We start from the raw sequence: 15,773 nt of genomic DNA on the forward strand, positions 1-15,773 counted from the left end.
CACAATTTTTGAGGGGTGGACAGTATTATGAAAGAAATTCAAGTTGGCTTATTAGGTCTTGGGACAGTTGGTAGCGGTGTAGTTCGTATCATTACAGATCACCAAGAGCGACTTATACACCAAGTAGGTTGTCCTGTAAAAGTAACGAAAGTGCTAGTACAAAATATTGAAAAAGAGAGAGAAGTAGAGGTACCTTCTACTCTATTAACGCAAAATGCAAATGAAATTTTAGACAATCCAAACATCGACGTTGTCATCGAAGTAATGGGTGGCATTGATGATGCAAAAGCATATATTTTGCAAGCTTTACAAAGCGGGAAGCATGTTGTGACTGCTAATAAAGATTTAATGGCGTTACATGGAGCGGAACTATTAGCGGTAGCAAAAGATAATAAAGCAGATTTGTTTTATGAAGCAAGTGTAGCCGGAGGGATTCCGATTTTACGAAGTATTGTAGAGGGACTTTCTTCAGATCTTATTACGAAAGTAATGGGAATTGTAAATGGAACGACAAATTTTATTTTGACGAAAATGTCAGATGAAGGGAGAGCATATAACGACGTGTTAAAAGAAGCCCAGCAACTTGGATTTGCAGAAGCGGATCCAACATCAGATGTAGAAGGTTTAGATGCAGCAAGAAAAATGACAATTTTGGCTACCCTCGGTTTCTCTACAAATGTAGAGCTTGGAGATGTGAAGGTAAAAGGCATTACTTCTATTACAGAAGAAGATATTGAATACAGTAAGAGTTTAGGATACACGATTAAATTAATCGGTCTTGCGAAGCGAGATGGTGAGAAATTAGAGGTTACAGTTGAACCGACATTACTACCAAATACACATCCTCTTGCGGCCGTGCAAAATGAATATAACGCTGTATATGTGTATGGTGAAGCAGTTGGAGAAACGATGTTTTATGGACCAGGTGCAGGAAGTTTACCGACAGCAACAGCTGTTGTTTCCGATTTAGTAGCCGTAATGCAAAATATTAGATTAGGGGTAACAGGAAATAGTGCTGTAGTCCCGCAATATCAAAAAGTATTAAAAGAGCCAGACGAAATTGTTGTGAAGAAATTTTTAAGACTTCATGTGAAAGATGAAATTGGTGTATTTGCAAAAATTACTTCGTTATTCTCTGAGCGTGGCGTTAGCTTTGAAAAAATTATTCAAATGCCACTTGAAGAGAAAGGAAAAGCTGAAATTGTAATTGTAACGCATCGTGCTTCTCTTGCTGATTATGATTATATTCTACATACGTTGCAAGGGTATGAAGAAATAGATTGTTTGAAAGCAAACTATCGAATTGAAGGAGATGCGAAGTAGCATCTCGTATCATAAAACAGAAAGAGCCTATTAAGCAGCTTGCTTAATAGGCTCTTTTCTATTTAAAATCTTCGTACCAACTTGAATAAATGCTTGTATAATCCAGCCTGTTGTAAAGGATAAAATGATTGTCCCAAAATAGATAGGTCCATCTAATAAGAAGCTTAATGTTAAAAATAAGAATGCTAACGAAATTTCCGTTCTTCTAAATGTCCATTTCTTTTTCTCAGCAACTGTTAAAACGAAGGCTTCTTGAGGTGCTGCGCAAAGATTTGTAGAGACGTAAAGACCAATTCCAGCTCCAACGAATAGATTTCCGCAAATAAGTGTTATATATTTTGGAAGAGAACGGATAGCGTCCATAATAGTTGTAATGGAACCGATCCAATCAACAAAAAGAGAAATAAGAACCATTGTTACAATTGTACCAATCGTAATTTGTTTTTTATTCCAAAAGAGTACGATAAGGGTAAAAGCAAAGTTAATCATGAAAATCCAAAAACCGATACTTATCCCGAAATTTTGATATAGTGCAATAAAGAAGGAATCATAAGGGCTAAGTCCAAAGGAAGTAATTGTCGTCATCATATTAATGCCGATGGCGAGAATAAGTAGACCGCTAATGAAAAATATATGTTCTAATTTGAGTCGAAACATAGTTGTATATCCTTTCAAAAAGTATTTGCTAGGAAAGGATATATTGTGGAAAGCTTACCAGGTCAAGGGAGAATTTTTGTGAGAAGGGGAAAATGAGATGACGAATATAAGAAAGATTGCTGAACTTGCTAGGGTATCTGTTTCAACTGTTTCACGTGTACTAAATAATCATCCATATGTGAATGAACAGAAGCGAAAAGAAATTTTAGCAATTATAGAAGAATTAAACTATACGCAAAATGTGAATGCAATTCATTTAGTGAAAGGAAAAACGAATGTAATTGGCGTTTTATTACCGCACGTTAATGATCAATATTATAGTGCCATTATTGAGGGAATATCAAAGGAAACAGCAAAGAATAATTATAATATGATGCTTTGTCAGACGAATTATAGCGAGGAAAGAGAATTAGAAATTTTGAATATGTTAAAAATGAAAAAGCTTGATGGGGTTATTATATGTTCTCGGGCAAATAGTAAGGAGAAGCTTGAAGAATATACGAAATTCGGCCCGATTGTTATGTGTGAAGAAATAGATTCAAAATGCATTTCAAGTGTACATGTTGATTACTATAAAGTGTTTTCACAAGGGATGAAAAACTTAATAGATGCTGGTCATACACGTATTGGGTATTGCATTGGAAGAAGTAATAGCATTAATAGCCAGAGAAGAAAACAAGCATATGCGGATTCACTTCAACAGATTGCTGAAAAACCGATAGGAACTTGGAAGTTTGAAGGCTGTTTTACGGTGGAAGATGGGCGTAATGTAATTAGGGAGTGGGCCTCTATGTCAGTAAAGCCAACTGCGTTTCTTGTATCTTGTAACCATATTGCAGCGGGAATGGTAACGGAGGCGAAAAAACAAAGAATTCGTATTCCAGAAGATGTTACGATTATCGGTTGTGATGATCAAGATGTAGCAGACATTTTAGGCATTACGACGATTTCATATTCTAGTAAAAATGTTGGCGTGAAGGCATTTGAATTATTATATGAAAAGATTAATGATGAGCAAATAGATGTAAAGCACGTAGAGTTATTGCCAGAATTCGTACAAAGGGAAACAACATAATAGATAAGGTATGAAAATCGCTTTTCAAAATTGCGTTTGGTATAATTATGGACAATCTATGAGGGCTAAAAGGGGTTTTGATATGAGATCAAAAGTAGTAAAAGTAATTCTACTCATTACAATTGCATCTTTCTGTTTATTTGCATATGGCTTTGTTTCAGGTGTAAATGATGTATTAAATCCGAAAGCTTCAAATTTAATTAAAAAGACCGATGTAGTGGCAAAAGAGAAAAAGAAAACGGGAACGTTACAAATCGTCAGTTTAGGTGATTCATTGACGCGTGGCGTTGGTGATAAAGAAGGAATTGGCTATGTTGGGCGAGTGAAAGAGGATTTACAAAAAGATTATAAGCAAAAAATTGCATTAACGAATTTAGCAGTTAGTGGTGCAAAAATGCCCGATTTATTAAAACAAATTGAAAGTAGTGGCGCTCAATATTCAATTAAACAAGCAGATGTAATCGTTTTAACGATTGGAGGAAATGATTTATTTCCAGGCTGGGAATCGCTTGGAAAGATAGATTTAGAAACATATCGTCCTGATACAGAAACATTCCAAAATGAAGCGAAGAAAATTATAGAAGAAATTCGTAAATTAAATGCAGATAGCCCTATTTTTTGGCTAGGTTTATATAATCCTTTTGAAGATGTAGAAGATTTAAAGGGGGCTTCAAACATTGTTGTAGACTGGAATGCATCTTTAGAAAAATTAGCGGTAAATAATAAAAATGTGTATATTACGCCGACATTTGATTTATTCCAAAACCGTGGGAAAGATTTATTATACTCCGATCATTTTCATCCGAATGAAGTAGGGTATACATATATGGCGGACCGATTAGTTCAAAATGTAGCAAGTAAATTAAAACTAGAACAAGGAGGGATAAAATGACGACGATACTTTCCGTACGAGACTTGAAGAAGGTAATTGGAAAGAAGACTCTTGTAGAGAATATTTCCTTTGATGTAAAGCAAGGAGAAGTGTTCGGGTTCTTAGGACCAAATGGTGCTGGAAAGACGACTACCATTCGAATGTTAGTCGGATTGATTAAGGCGACAGAAGGTACGATTTCTATCGGTGGTTATTCGATTAAGGAAAATTTTAGAGAAGCGATGCGTCAAATTGGGAGTATCGTTGAAAACCCAGAGTTGTATACATATTTAACGGGATGGGAAAATTTAAAGCAATTTGCTCGTATGTTAGGTGATATATCAGATGAACGTATTATTGAAATTGCTGAAATGGTTCATTTAGATGAAAGAATTCATGACAAGGTAAAAACGTACTCACTTGGTATGAAACAACGACTTGGAATTGCGCAGGCGCTCCTTGGGAATCCAAAATTGCTCATATTAGATGAGCCAACGAATGGTTTAGATCCAGCAGGGATTAGAGAACTTAGGGAATTTATACATAAGCTTGTAAAAGAAGAAAATATGAGCGTGTTTATTTCAAGTCATTTGCTAAGTGAAGTGCAAATGATATGCGATCGCGTTGCTATTATTCATAAAGGAAAGATGATAACAGTTGCCAAGGTTGAAGAATTAATTAAAACAGCAAGTGACCGCGTAGAATGGATTGTTACGCCGATTGGGAAGGCAAAAGATATGCTAGAAGATGCTGAGGAAGTAAGAGAAGTGAGTATAGAAGGTGATCGATTACTATGCCGCATGAATATCGCATCTATAAGTAATTGGAATAAACATTTTGTAGAAAACGGGATAGATGTACATAGTGTTAAGGAACTTGTATTTACGCTAGAAGATTTATTTATTGAACTCACAAGGGGTGAGCAGCATGCGTGAATTTGCGAATCTAGTTTTAAACGAATCGGAGAAGATTTATCGTAAGAAGCGTATTTTTGTTGTTATGCTTATTTTAGCAATCTTAATCCCGCTCTTCGTGTATGCGCAGTATCGTGAAATAGAAACAACACAAAAAAGGCTAGGTACAACGGATTGGAAAGTTTCGCTGCAGCAACAAATCGTTGATTCTCAAAACCGTTTGAACAATTCTAGGTTGCCAGAAGAATGGCGTGATTGGTTAAAGGTAAGAGTTGAGCAGCAACAATATTATTTAGATCATGATATTAACCCGATGGCACCGGGCGCACCAACTTTTGTAAGGGCGTTTATTGAGCAAGGAATTACATTATTTATTCCACTTCTCGTAATGATTGTCGCCATTGATATTGTTTCAGGAGAACGAAGTGATGGAACGATGAAGATGTTACTTACGCGGCCGATTCGGCGCTGGAAAATACTCCTTAGTAAATACGTAACGATGTTATTTTTCATTTCGCTCATACTGCTCCTTGTAGGTGTGTTTGCTTACGTATTATCAGGGCTTGTATTTGGATACTCGGGATGGAATTTACCTGTTTTAACTGGATTTGTTATTGATAAGGAAACGTTAAATACGAATTTTGTACATCTTATTCCGCAGTGGCAATACATCCTAATGGCGTATGGACTAGCCTGGTTTGTTGCTATCGTTGTCGGAACTATATCATTTATGGTCTCTGTTTTAATTCGTAATACACCAGCTGGTATGGGCGTTATGCTAGCTGCATTAATTGCAGGCGGTATTTTAAGCTCGTTCGCAACATCTTGGGAAGGTGCGAAATATATTTTTAGTGTGAATTTATCATTAACAGATTATCTATCAGGAAAACTACCTGCATTACAAGGTTTATCGATGGAGTTTTCTTTAATGAATTTAACGGTTTGGGCAGTTGTTTCCCTTATCATTTCATTTGTAGTATTTACAAAACAGGATATGGTGAATTAATTAGACGGGAAGTGAAAGCATGGAAAATGTTTTAAAAAATGATTGGGGGCCATTATTGGCACCAGAATTTGAGAAAGAATATTATCGTAAGCTAGCTGATTTTTTGAAAGAAGAGTACAGTACACATGTTGTTTACCCAAAGAAAGAAGATATTTTTAACGCTCTAGAGTATACAAGTTATGAAAATACAAAGGTCGTTATTTTAGGACAAGATCCATATCATGGACCGAATCAAGCGCATGGTTTAAGCTTTTCTGTGCAACCCGGTATTAAAACGCCACCGTCGTTGTTAAATATGTATAAAGAACTTCGAGATGAATATGGGTATGATATTCCAAATAACGGTTATTTAGTAAAGTGGGCAGAGCAAGGCGTTTTATTATTAAATACTGTATTAACAGTTCGACAAGGTGAAGCAAATTCTCATAAGGGAAAAGGATGGGAGCATTTCACAGATCGCGTAATTGAGCTATTAAATGAACGTGAAAAGCCAGTTATTTTCATATTGTGGGGACGCCATGCACAGGCGAAGAAAAAATTAATTACAAATACGAAGCACCACATTATCGAATCTGTACATCCAAGCCCACTATCAGCAAGACGTGGTTTCTTCGGAAGTAAGCCATACTCTAAAGTAAATACGATTTTAGCTAATATGGGCGAGAGGGAAATTGATTGGGAAATTCCAAATTTGTAAATAAAAAAGGTAGTTAACAGTCGTTAACTACCTTTTCATTATTGTTGCTCGTTCTTTAATTTTGCATCTAGTACAAACGTGCCAAATGGGATAACTGATGAAACGAATGCCCCAAGTGCCCATAAAATTGATTTACGGTGTACGATTGTTACTTGAATTACTGCGAAGATAAATAAAATAAATAAAACACCGTGAGCCATGCCTGTAATTTTAACAGCTGTTGCAAATCCTGCGAAATATTTTAATGGCATTGCTACAAATAATAGTAGTAGAAAAGAAATCCCCTCAATAAGTCCAATTGCTCTTAATCGTCCGATTGGTGTAGATAACATGTAAAATAGCCTCCCTTAACGTATGCTTGTTTATAGTAAATTTGTATTCTTTTTTAAAATAAAATAGTCTATTTTGTTTCATTATATACAAAAAGAAAGTTTACACTACGAGAATAGTGTAAAGTTCAAAATATAGTCACAAAAGCATGGTAATTTAAATAAAAACCTATTTGAAGTGTTTGACTTCAAATAGGTTTTATGAGTGGAAATATTAAACAAGTGCTTCTTTTTTTAGTACGAACTTCTCTACAACCTTTGCTACACCATCGTTCATATTTGTATCTGTTACATAGTTTGCAATTTCCTTAATATCATCAGGTGCATTGCCCATTGCAACACCAAGACCGGCGAATTCAATCATCGCCTGATCGTTATAGCTATCGCCCATTGCGATAACTTCTTCGCGCTTAATGCCAAGTTTTTGGATTAATTGGTTTAAGCTCGTTCCTTTTGTAACACCGGCTTCAGTAAATTCTAAGAAGAATGGTTTAGAACGCATAACGCTTAATTGTCCTTCTAGTTGTTTTTGTAATTTCTTTTCTACTTCAACAAGGCGTTCAGCTTCTTTATTCATTAATACTTTTACTACAGGCTCTTTAACAGCAGCTTTAAAGTCATCTACTACAACAATAGGCATCCCAGTAATATCGCCCTCGATTTCAGTGTAAGGATTATTTTCTTCTGTTACGATATCATCGCCAATATAAGTATGAATCCATACATCTTCAGTTTTACTAATTTCAAATAAGTTGTGAACGATTTCAGGAGAAAGCGTACTACTAAAGATTTCTTCGTTTGTTTTACAGTTAATAATTTTTGCGCCATTAAAAGATAGAATGAAACTGCCGTATTCTTCTAAACGAAGTTCTTTCGCTACATTGCGCATACCAAACGTTGGACGTCCGGAAGCAAGTACAACTTTTACACCTTGTTCTTGTGCAGTCATTAGAGCTTCTTTCGTACGAGGTGAAATAGTATGGTCGTCACGTAATAAAGTATCATCTAAATCTAAAACAATCATTTTATAAGTCATATTGAAAATTCCCTTCTTTATTTAAATCAAATATATGTTCATGGAGATGTAAGAAATAATAGTAAGACATAATAGTAAGACATCGAACCTCTTTAAAAAGAAGTAGATTCATTTTTCTGAGTGTTTTTCTCATCATATTAATTAATAATCATTGGGGATGGACAAAACCCCAATGATTAAATGTTTATTTTATCGTAACAACTCTAAAGGTAGAGTGCAATAATGGAAGTTTTCCAATTTACGATACTTGTTTTGTTGTCGAACGAGAAAATAGTATTTCTAGTAAGATTGCCATTACAGCCCCAAGAACGAGACCATTACTTAGGAATGAAGCTAGAAATGGTGGAAGCGTGGAATATGCTCCTGCTGGAACGAACATAACCCCAATTCCTGTGAAGATTGACAGACCTGCTACTTTAAATAATCGTTCTTTATCCTGTACCGTTTCGTATTCTCGAAAGGCGAGACCGATCATGCTTGCAAATACAGGATAAATGGCAGCATAACCAACTGCAACTGGGATTGCCGCAAAGAATGAAGTGATCTTTGGGAATATACTAACGACAATAATAAAGCTTGACCCTAATATAAATGGGAGGCGTTTATAAATATTAGTCGTTGCAATAAAACCTGCTGATCCAGAAATAGCGACAGGTCCGATAGCCGAAAACAGGCCGCCTAGTAATTGATTGATTCCTGTTATAATACCGGCCTGTTTAAAACGATCTGATGCAGCATTTTCTTCATATTTAGAGACAACCTTTTGTACAACGCGAATACTTGCTAACATATTTGTTAGAAGTAAGAGTGTAACGAAAATGACCGTAATTACCATGTTCCATTCAACACGAGGCATTCCGAAAACAAATAAGGATGGAAAACGGATTATATCTGTCACTGGTGTTATTGGATTAGATAATCCGAAGCATGCGAATAATATCCAGCCACAGACGATACTGAAAAGAACAGAATATTGTCCGATAATAGGTAGCTTCATGATGAAAAAGGATAGTAAAATAACAATGAGTGAAAGAATAAATACGTTAGGTTGTACTTCTGTATGTTTTCCATCCAGGCCGAACATTCCTTTTAAGAAGGAACCACTAAGTTGTGCAACAAGAAGAAATAAGTACGTTCCAATGACTGTCGGTGTAAAATAGCGAACGAGTTTATCAATAAGTCCAAAAACGCTAAGAATAATACAAATGATACCGCTTAATAAGAAAGCATATTGAAGAACTTTAAGTGTCTCATTGTTTGATCCAAATAATACGACACCTAAACTTGCATATAGGGAGAAAATTCCCCACCAAAGGCCAGCAGGACCTTCTTGAATAGGAAGTTTATGCCCAAATATAGCTTGTAAGAGACCAGCAAAGCCTAGAACAAATAATGTTCTTTGTACGAATGCGATAGCTTCAGCGCCATCAAGACCATAACTAGTTGCGACGCTAATTGGTACAATAAGACTCCCAGCTAAAATAAATAGTGCCCATTGTAAGGCGGAAAGAAATGTTTTCATTATATCAACCTCTTTCATAGATTCCGTATCTAGTATATATGTATTTCATTTCCACTGGCAAAGATTGTAGATAGAGAAAAGAGTTGAAACATGATATGAATGCACGTAAGCAATTATGGATAGCAGTTATATGTATGACTTTTGTTGTAATTTTAGGAACGCTAGGATTTATGACGATTGAAGAGATTAGTTTGTTTCAAGCATTTTGGATGACGATGATTACTGTATTAACTGTTGGATACGGAGATGCCATTCCTGTAACACAGGCAGGAAAAGTTTTTGCGCTCCTTATCATACCGATTGGAGTCGGTATCGTTACGTATGCAATCGGTGTAGTGGCAGCTATGATTATTGAAGGGAACCTATTTCATGCAGTACGGAGGAAGAAGATGGATAAACAAATAGCACAGTTACAAAATCATATTATCGTATGTGGTTGCGGTAGAGTAGGGCTTCAAGTTGTACATGAATTGCAAGAAAAGAAAATTCCATTTGTCGTCGTGGATAAGGATGAAAGCATATTAGAGAAGGAAAAGCTTTTATATGTACATGGAGATGCAACAGAAGACCAAGTGTTACATCATGCTGGGATTTCAAAGGCAGCTGGTTTAGTTGCTATCGTAGCAAATGACGCTGAAAATGTATTTATTACGTTAACTGCAAGAGGATTAAACGATGCAATTAAAATTGTGGCAAGAGCAGAAAAACCAGAAACCGAAGACAAATTAAAGAGGGCTGGTGCAAATAAGGTGATTAATCCATCTAGTATGGCAGGGATTCATATTGCAAAAGGTATTGCGAATCCGCTAACAGTTCATTATATTGATACAGTACTGTATGGCGTGGAGCAGTCATTTGTAATTGAAGAAATTGCAGTAGGTAAGGGCTCTATTTTAGCTAATAAATCATTATTAGAGAGTGATGTTAGAAATCAATTTGATGTAACAATTTTAGCGATTTTGAGAAATGGGAATGTTATACATAATCCAACGGGGCAGGAAAAGTTGCAAGAACATGATATGATAATAGTATTTGGTTCAGTAGAGAAGCTGGGACAATTTGAGAAAGAACTACAAAGTACGAGGTGATAAGGGATGCAAATATCAAGCGATAAGATTTTAAATAAAATGGCGAATGAAATTGCAAAGGCAAAAAGTAGTGAAGGACAAAAATCAAAAGAACATGTATTAGTTGTGCGTGCTTTATGTGATTTATTATTAGATGAGCAAGTTGAATCTTCTACGTATAGAGAGCCACAAGTTCAATCACAAATAATTGGATCACAACCAATCACGATGCAACCAATTGCACCAGTTTCTAATGAGCCAGTATATATAAAAGAAAGTGATGCAAACGGTAATTCTTTATTTGATTTTTAGAGGATAAATCGTTTGGCTTATATGAAAAAATTGCTTATGATAAAAGTAAAAAGGGGAATTAAGATGAAGATTTTCTTTTTACTAGGTTGTATTGCAGCGGGGCTATCTGTTGCGTTAGGGGCTTTCGGAGCACACGGTTTAGAAAATAAAGTTTCTGCAAAAATGTTAGAGGTTTGGAAAACAGGTGTTACATATCAAATGTTTCATGCAGGTGGACTATTTGTAGTTGCTTTATTGATGGATAAAATTCAATCATCACTTTTAACTACTGCTGGCTGGCTTATGGTAGCCGGGATTATTATGTTTTCAGGTAGTTTGTATGCATTAAGTACGACGGGTATTAAGTTCTTTGGCCCAATTACACCTCTTGGTGGTGTGGCGTTTATTGTGGCATGGATCTTAGTCGGAACTGCAGTTGTAAAAGGATTATAAAAACAAAAGCTGGCATATGCCAGCTTTTTTTATGGTCTTGGAGCATAAGTTGCTTGTTGACCAGGCAAATACGTAATTCTTTCTGGGAATTCTACATAATCTAAGTAAATCATTAGTAGTAAATAACGTTTCCCTGACTCTGGCTCACTAATTACAATATGATCACGACCAGCTGCTTCGATAATACCTGTATAGGATTGTGTACCGAGTGAACTACCATGCTCATAAGTCATTACAACTGTGGCTTGCTTGCCCTTGTTCAAGCGAAGAATATTTTCAATATATGACTGTTCTAGAGGTAACATACCTTGAGAAACAGCATATTGAGCTTGCGCAGCTTGTAGTTGCATTGCTTGCTGTTGTTGCTGTTGCTGTGGGGTCATTTGTTGCGGTTGTACGTAAGTTCCAGATGGTTGATAGAAACCTGTTCCGTAATACGGATTTTGTTGCTGTGCCATTCAAAAATCCCTCCTTGTTTTCATTCCTTAATATATGCTAGGGCAATCCCCAGCATTTGGCTGGAAGAAGCAGTGCTTTTTGAAGCGACCAGAGTTTTGCTGGTTATACCAAGTTGGTGGGCATGCACCTTCAGGTCTAAAAAACCATAAGGCAAAGTTGGCAGGCCAAAAGCGTTGCCCTTGAATGGTCCGTCTTGCCAGAGCAATATCTTGTTCACGCGCACGCTGATAAAAATATCCTTTTTGCGTTGCTTCGAAACCGCCAGGGTTTTGATAAACCATTTGACGTAAATTACGAATGTTTTTAAAGTCCAAACAATTTCCACGAACGCGATTTACTCCAACATTTCCAACCATTAACATTCCTTGTTGCCCTTCTCCTTCAGCTTCAGCACGCATCAATCTAGCTAATAACTTAACATCTTCTTCGTTATGCGCGATAACGCCCATTATGTGTCACCTCTGTTTTTGGAATACCTTTTGGAAAGAGGTTTATCTCTAGATGAAGTGTGTAACAATTACTAGTTCATACGTATGAGGAAAAAGAGTCAGATATGACAACCAAACGAAGTTTTACATTGGGAGTAGAAAATAAAAAAAGCTAGCGTGAGCCAGCTTTTTTATTAAAAAACTTTAGACCATAAGTTTGAGAAGAAATCACCGATAGAGCGCATTGTTAACACAAACCAATTTGCTTTTTCAACTTCTTCTGTCGTTTTTGCAGTAACTTTCATACTTTTACTACCGTCTAAGAAACCATATTTATCAGTTGATTCTAAAGTAATCGAACCTACTTTGGCACCCTTCTTAATAGGAGCAACTAAATGACCATCTTCAGCAAGTGATTTATCTGCTTCAGTTCCAATTTTATAAGGGTCTTTGCTACCTTTTTTTGCAATTACGGTTATTTCTTTTTCCGGTGCAACAGTTACTTGATCTTCTTTTCCTTGTACTACAGAGAGTGTATTGTTTTTATCGACCTTTAGTTTTTGTTTTTCGAAGTTATTAAACCCGTATTCGATTAACTCACGAGATTCTGTGAAGCGCTCGTCCATTGATTTTGTTTTAATAATAACCGAAATAAGACGTACATCACCACGTTTAGCAGTAATAGTAAATCCGTATCCAGCTGTATCAGAACTTCCGGTTTTTAAACCATCAGTACCTTCATAAGCGAAAGCAGCTCCTGGTAACATCCAGTTCCAGTTTTCCATACGAATTGGTTTCGGATGATTATCTGGGAAGTTTCTAAATCTTTGTTTTGTATCCTCTAGCATTTCTGGATACTTTGTAATCATTGCTTTTGAAAGTATACCCATATCGCGAGCTGACATAGAGTTTTCTGCATTTGGATCAGTCCCCTCAGGATGTTTTCCTTTTAAGTCAGCGTTATTTAAACCAGTAGCGTTTACAAATTTATATTTCTTTAACCCTAGTTTTTTTGCATGTTCATTTGCAAGATTTAAGAAGTTTTTCTCACTTCCTGCAAGAAGTTCTGCTAAGGCAATACTAGATCCATTTGCAGAGAAGATAACGATAGAATGATATAGTTCTCTTACAGTATATTGACGTCCTTTTTCGAACGGCACGTTAGAGAATTCATTATTACGTGAAAATTCATAAGCGTAATCGGAAATATTTACCTTTGTATCCCAAGTGATTTTTCCTTCTTTAATTGCTTCTAACACGGCATAAACAACAATTAATTTTGACATACTAGCGATAGCTAGTAATTCATCTGGATTTTGTTCATGCAGTATTTTTCCTGTATCTGCATCAAATAGAAGTGCAGCAGCTGCCTCAATATGTATTTTTTCTTCCGCATGGGATGTTGTTACTCCTAAGGAAGAAATTGACAATAGAAACACTAGTAAAATAGAAAAGATTTTCTTCATATACATTATCACCTTCGCATCGTTATTAGCATATAGCTCGTACCATTTTAGCATAAATTTGGATATAGAAAGGTTACAATTTTGTAAGGTATTTAAAAGGGATTTGTCAATTTTTGTTCAAATTTGCGAAAAAAAGAAGTTTTTTGAGGAGAAATATAGAGGGGAATAAAAAAAGGAACGAATTTCGTTCCTTTTTCACGATTTATATGTGTAAAAATTTCTCTACCTTTTCGTCTGGTAAAATGTTTCCGACGAAAAATGTTCCGAATTCACCATAACGAGCACTTACTTCATCGAAGCGCATTTCATATATAAGCTTTTTAAATTGAAGAACATCGTCAGCGAATAATGTTACGCCCCACTCAAAATCGTCGAATCCAACAGATCCTGAAATAACTTGGCGTACTTTACCTGCATACTGGCGACCAATTTTACTATGACTGTACATCATTTTCTTACGTTCCTCCATCGGAAGCATGTACCAGTTGTCATCACCTTGGCGACGCTTGTCCATTGGATAGAAGCAAATATGATTTGCTTTCGGTAACTCAGGATATAAGCGAGCTAAGATTTGTGGATTTTGGTATGGATCTTCATCAGCTGGAAGGTAGTTGCTTAGTTCAACAACAGATACGTAAGAGTATGCAGGAACCATATATTCAGCTAAAGTTGTTTTATTCAATTCTGTCTCAATTTCATTTAACTCTTCCATTGTTGGACGTAAAATCATAAGCATAATATCAGCTTTTTGGCCAACAACTGTATACATTGCGTGACTGCCCTTTTTTGCAGCAGCTACGTCGTTCCATTTTTCAACGACATTTAAAAATTCAGACACAGCTTGTCCGCGTTCGTCGCTAGATAATGTTTTCCATGCAGCCCAATCAATAGAACGTAAATCATGTAAACAATACCAGCCATCTAACGTTGTTGTTGCTTCACTCATTCTATTCACCTCAGTTAATGATAGTTTTACACGTTAACTATAGCATATATAGTTTTAAAATCATCTATATAAAACCTTGGCGCATAAAATTGTCACATTTAAGTGTTTAAGCAAGGTGAATTTAACGGCTGAATTTTATGAAAATATAATCATTTTTATTTTATCTATTTTTTGGGAGCTATAAGTTTAAAATATAGAGGAAAAGAAGTATTCTTAAAGATAGAGTTTTTTAACATATGTAGGAGGGTTTATTCGTGAGCAACTTATTTACAACAGTAAAAGAAAAAGTTCAAGGAAAAGGCATTTCTATCGTACTTCCTGAAGGAACTGATGAAAGAATTTTAGGCGCTGCAGAGCGTTTAGCAAAAGAAGAGTTAGTAAAACCAATCTTAGTTGGTAATAAAGAAGAAATTAGCGCAAAAGCTGCTAGCATGAATTTAACATTAGCAGGCGTTGATATTTACGATCCAGCTACATACGAAGAAATGGATGCAATGGTAGCATCTTTCGTTGAACGCCGTAAAGGTAAAGCAACTGAAGAAGACGCTCGCAAAATCCTTAAAGACGAAAACTACTTCGGTACAATGCTTGTATACATGGGCAAAGCACACGGTTTAGTAAGTGGTGCAGCTCACTCTACAGCTGATACAGTTCGTCCAGCACTTCAAATCATTAAAACAAAACCAGGCGTTACAAAAACTTCTGGCGTATTCATCATGGTACGTGAAGAAGAGAAATATGTATTCGCTGATTGTGCAATTAACATTGCACCAAATAGCCAAGATTTAGCTGAAATTGGTATCGAAAGTGCGAAAACTGCTGAACTATTCGGCATTGATCCACGCGTTGCTATGTTAAGCTTCTCTACAAAAGGTTCTGCGAAATCTCCAGAAACAGAAAAAGTTGTAGAAGCAACTCGCATTGCAAAAGAAATGGCTCCAGAATTAGCTCTAGATGGAGAATTCCAATTCGATGCTGCATTCGTACCATCTGTAGCTGAGAAAAAAGCTCCAGGTTCTACAATTAAAGGTGATGCTAACGTATTCGTATTCCCAAGCTTAGAAGCTGGTAATATCGGCTACAAAATCGCTCAACGTTTAGGTAACTTCGAAGCAGTAGGACCAATCTTACAAGGTTTAAACATGCCTGTAAACGACCTATCTCGTGGATGTAACGAAGAAGAAGTGTACAAGTTAGCTTTAATTACAGCAGCTCAAGCACTTTAATTCTATA

18 protein-coding genes are annotated in these 15,773 nt (G+C 36.1%); 10 read left to right on the forward strand and 8 right to left on the reverse strand.

Annotated elements, in window-relative coordinates; all coding sequences use genetic code 11:
• The first annotated feature begins 27 nt into the window (after positions 1–27).
• Positions 28–1,323: a homoserine dehydrogenase gene (locus QCI73_RS00525; RefSeq protein WP_000659112.1), complete on the forward strand. Its 1,296-nt coding sequence runs from the start codon at positions 28–30 to the stop codon at positions 1,321–1,323.
• Between the two features lie 30 nt (positions 1,324–1,353).
• Here QCI73_RS00525 and QCI73_RS00530 read toward each other — a convergent pair whose 3' ends face one another.
• Positions 1,354–1,980 carry a YczE/YyaS/YitT family protein gene (locus QCI73_RS00530; RefSeq protein ID WP_074608035.1) on the reverse strand — a complete coding sequence of 209 codons (627 nt, stop codon included), beginning with the start codon at positions 1,978–1,980 and terminating at the stop codon, positions 1,354–1,356.
• Positions 1,981–2,077: 97 nt separating this feature from the next.
• On the opposite strand from QCI73_RS00530, the gene QCI73_RS00535 reads away from it, so the two are divergent.
• From QCI73_RS00535 to QCI73_RS00555, 5 genes are read left to right on the forward strand one after another with little or no spacing between them, the layout of a single operon-like run.
• Positions 2,078–3,055, forward strand: coding sequence for a LacI family DNA-binding transcriptional regulator (locus QCI73_RS00535; protein ID WP_262724319.1), 978 nt, complete (start codon positions 2,078–2,080; stop codon positions 3,053–3,055).
• A 10-nt stretch (positions 3,056–3,065) separates the two neighbouring features.
• Positions 3,066–3,947 (forward strand): SGNH/GDSL hydrolase family protein, encoded by an 882-nt coding sequence (locus QCI73_RS00540; RefSeq protein WP_353822337.1) that lies wholly within the window; start codon positions 3,066–3,068, stop codon positions 3,945–3,947.
• Positions 3,944–4,861 carry an ABC transporter ATP-binding protein gene (locus QCI73_RS00545; protein ID WP_000207715.1) on the forward strand — a complete coding sequence of 306 codons (918 nt, stop codon included), beginning with the start codon at positions 3,944–3,946 and terminating at the stop codon, positions 4,859–4,861. Before QCI73_RS00540 ends, QCI73_RS00545 begins: the two co-directional genes overlap by 4 nt.
• Entirely contained in the window at positions 4,854–5,846 is a 993-nt protein-coding gene (locus tag QCI73_RS00550) for an ABC transporter permease subunit (RefSeq protein WP_001206495.1), read from the forward strand. Before QCI73_RS00545 ends, QCI73_RS00550 begins: the two co-directional genes overlap by 8 nt.
• Before the next feature lie 19 nt (positions 5,847–5,865).
• A complete protein-coding gene (locus QCI73_RS00555) occupies positions 5,866–6,543 on the forward strand; it encodes a uracil-DNA glycosylase (protein ID WP_000432535.1) in 678 nt (225 codons plus the stop codon).
• A gap of 38 nt (positions 6,544–6,581) precedes the next feature.
• Here the strand turns inward: QCI73_RS00555 and QCI73_RS00560 are convergent, their stop codons facing one another.
• From QCI73_RS00560 to QCI73_RS00570, 3 genes are all read right to left on the reverse strand, one after another.
• Positions 6,582–6,875, reverse strand: a complete 294-nt coding sequence (locus tag QCI73_RS00560) for a DUF3817 domain-containing protein (RefSeq protein ID WP_000953390.1) — start codon at positions 6,873–6,875, stop codon at positions 6,582–6,584.
• Positions 6,876–7,086: 211 nt separating this feature from the next.
• Positions 7,087–7,908, reverse strand: a complete 822-nt coding sequence (locus QCI73_RS00565) for a Cof-type HAD-IIB family hydrolase (protein WP_000221376.1) — start codon at positions 7,906–7,908, stop codon at positions 7,087–7,089.
• Positions 7,909–8,146: 238 nt separating this feature from the next.
• A complete protein-coding gene (locus QCI73_RS00570; protein WP_000847024.1) occupies positions 8,147–9,430 on the reverse strand; it encodes a purine/pyrimidine permease in 1,284 nt (427 codons plus the stop codon).
• Positions 9,431–9,525: 95 nt separating this feature from the next.
• Here QCI73_RS00570 and QCI73_RS00575 point away from each other — a divergent pair, with 95 nt between their 5' ends.
• The 3 genes from QCI73_RS00575 to QCI73_RS00585 all read left to right on the forward strand — a co-directional run bounded on the left by QCI73_RS00575 (position 9,526) and on the right by QCI73_RS00585 (position 11,241).
• Positions 9,526–10,518 carry a potassium channel family protein gene (locus tag QCI73_RS00575; RefSeq protein WP_327923317.1) on the forward strand — a complete coding sequence of 331 codons (993 nt, stop codon included), beginning with the start codon at positions 9,526–9,528 and terminating at the stop codon, positions 10,516–10,518.
• A gap of 6 nt (positions 10,519–10,524) precedes the next feature.
• Positions 10,525–10,809, forward strand: coding sequence for a YwdI family protein (locus tag QCI73_RS00580; protein ID WP_001167357.1), 285 nt, complete (start codon positions 10,525–10,527; stop codon positions 10,807–10,809).
• Positions 10,810–10,872: 63 nt separating this feature from the next.
• Positions 10,873–11,241, forward strand: a complete 369-nt coding sequence (locus tag QCI73_RS00585; RefSeq protein WP_000688322.1) for a DUF423 domain-containing protein — start codon at positions 10,873–10,875, stop codon at positions 11,239–11,241.
• Between the two features lie 29 nt (positions 11,242–11,270).
• On the opposite strand, the gene gerQ is transcribed toward QCI73_RS00585, so the two are convergent.
• From gerQ to hemQ, 4 genes are all read right to left on the reverse strand, one after another.
• Complete coding sequence (gene gerQ / locus QCI73_RS00590) at positions 11,271–11,699, reverse strand: spore coat protein GerQ (RefSeq protein ID WP_353822338.1); 429 nt, start codon at positions 11,697–11,699, stop codon at positions 11,271–11,273.
• Between the two features lie 27 nt (positions 11,700–11,726).
• Entirely contained in the window at positions 11,727–12,149 is a 423-nt protein-coding gene (gene cwlJ, locus QCI73_RS00595) for a cell wall hydrolase CwlJ (protein ID WP_000538151.1), read from the reverse strand.
• 173 nt (positions 12,150–12,322) lie between these two features.
• Complete coding sequence (locus QCI73_RS00600) at positions 12,323–13,600, reverse strand: serine hydrolase (protein ID WP_353822339.1); 1,278 nt, start codon at positions 13,598–13,600, stop codon at positions 12,323–12,325.
• A 196-nt stretch (positions 13,601–13,796) separates the two neighbouring features.
• Positions 13,797–14,540 carry a hydrogen peroxide-dependent heme synthase gene (gene hemQ, locus QCI73_RS00605; protein WP_001287585.1) on the reverse strand — a complete coding sequence of 248 codons (744 nt, stop codon included), beginning with the start codon at positions 14,538–14,540 and terminating at the stop codon, positions 13,797–13,799.
• A gap of 254 nt (positions 14,541–14,794) precedes the next feature.
• Here hemQ and pta point away from each other — a divergent pair, with 254 nt between their 5' ends.
• Complete coding sequence (pta, locus tag QCI73_RS00610; protein WP_000067214.1) at positions 14,795–15,766, forward strand: phosphate acetyltransferase; 972 nt, start codon at positions 14,795–14,797, stop codon at positions 15,764–15,766.
• The last annotated feature ends 7 nt before the right edge of the window (positions 15,767–15,773 follow it).

This window comes from Bacillus cereus group sp. MG16, from assembly GCF_040459875.1.
GTDB classification, from domain to species: Bacteria; Bacillota; Bacilli; order Bacillales; family Bacillaceae_G; genus Bacillus_A; species Bacillus_A paranthracis.

What these genes read in the sequence shown, in the direction of transcription:
- QCI73_RS00525 (WP_000659112.1), top strand. Translation starts at nt 28, where the DNA reads ATGAAAGAAATTCAAGTTGGCTTATTAGGTCTTGGGACAGTTGGTAGC.
- QCI73_RS00530 (WP_074608035.1), bottom strand. Translation starts at nt 1,980, where the DNA reads ATGTTTCGACTCAAATTAGAACATATATTTTTCATTAGCGGTCTACTT.
- QCI73_RS00535 (WP_262724319.1), top strand. Translation starts at nt 2,078, where the DNA reads ATGACGAATATAAGAAAGATTGCTGAACTTGCTAGGGTATCTGTTTCA.
- QCI73_RS00540 (WP_353822337.1), top strand. Translation starts at nt 3,066, where the DNA reads ATGAAAATCGCTTTTCAAAATTGCGTTTGGTATAATTATGGACAATCT.
- QCI73_RS00545 (WP_000207715.1), top strand. Translation starts at nt 3,944, where the DNA reads ATGACGACGATACTTTCCGTACGAGACTTGAAGAAGGTAATTGGAAAG.
- QCI73_RS00550 (WP_001206495.1), top strand. Translation starts at nt 4,854, where the DNA reads ATGCGTGAATTTGCGAATCTAGTTTTAAACGAATCGGAGAAGATTTAT.
- QCI73_RS00555 (WP_000432535.1), top strand. Translation starts at nt 5,866, where the DNA reads ATGGAAAATGTTTTAAAAAATGATTGGGGGCCATTATTGGCACCAGAA.
- QCI73_RS00560 (WP_000953390.1), bottom strand. Translation starts at nt 6,875, where the DNA reads ATGTTATCTACACCAATCGGACGATTAAGAGCAATTGGACTTATTGAG.
- QCI73_RS00565 (WP_000221376.1), bottom strand. Translation starts at nt 7,908, where the DNA reads ATGACTTATAAAATGATTGTTTTAGATTTAGATGATACTTTATTACGT.
- QCI73_RS00570 (WP_000847024.1), bottom strand. Translation starts at nt 9,430, where the DNA reads ATGAAAACATTTCTTTCCGCCTTACAATGGGCACTATTTATTTTAGCT.
- QCI73_RS00575 (WP_327923317.1), top strand. Translation starts at nt 9,526, where the DNA reads ATGAATGCACGTAAGCAATTATGGATAGCAGTTATATGTATGACTTTT.
- QCI73_RS00580 (WP_001167357.1), top strand. Translation starts at nt 10,525, where the DNA reads ATGCAAATATCAAGCGATAAGATTTTAAATAAAATGGCGAATGAAATT.
- QCI73_RS00585 (WP_000688322.1), top strand. Translation starts at nt 10,873, where the DNA reads ATGAAGATTTTCTTTTTACTAGGTTGTATTGCAGCGGGGCTATCTGTT.
- gerQ (WP_353822338.1), bottom strand. Translation starts at nt 11,699, where the DNA reads ATGGCACAGCAACAAAATCCGTATTACGGAACAGGTTTCTATCAACCA.
- cwlJ (WP_000538151.1), bottom strand. Translation starts at nt 12,149, where the DNA reads ATGGGCGTTATCGCGCATAACGAAGAAGATGTTAAGTTATTAGCTAGA.
- QCI73_RS00600 (WP_353822339.1), bottom strand. Translation starts at nt 13,600, where the DNA reads ATGTATATGAAGAAAATCTTTTCTATTTTACTAGTGTTTCTATTGTCA.
- hemQ (WP_001287585.1), bottom strand. Translation starts at nt 14,540, where the DNA reads ATGAGTGAAGCAACAACAACGTTAGATGGCTGGTATTGTTTACATGAT.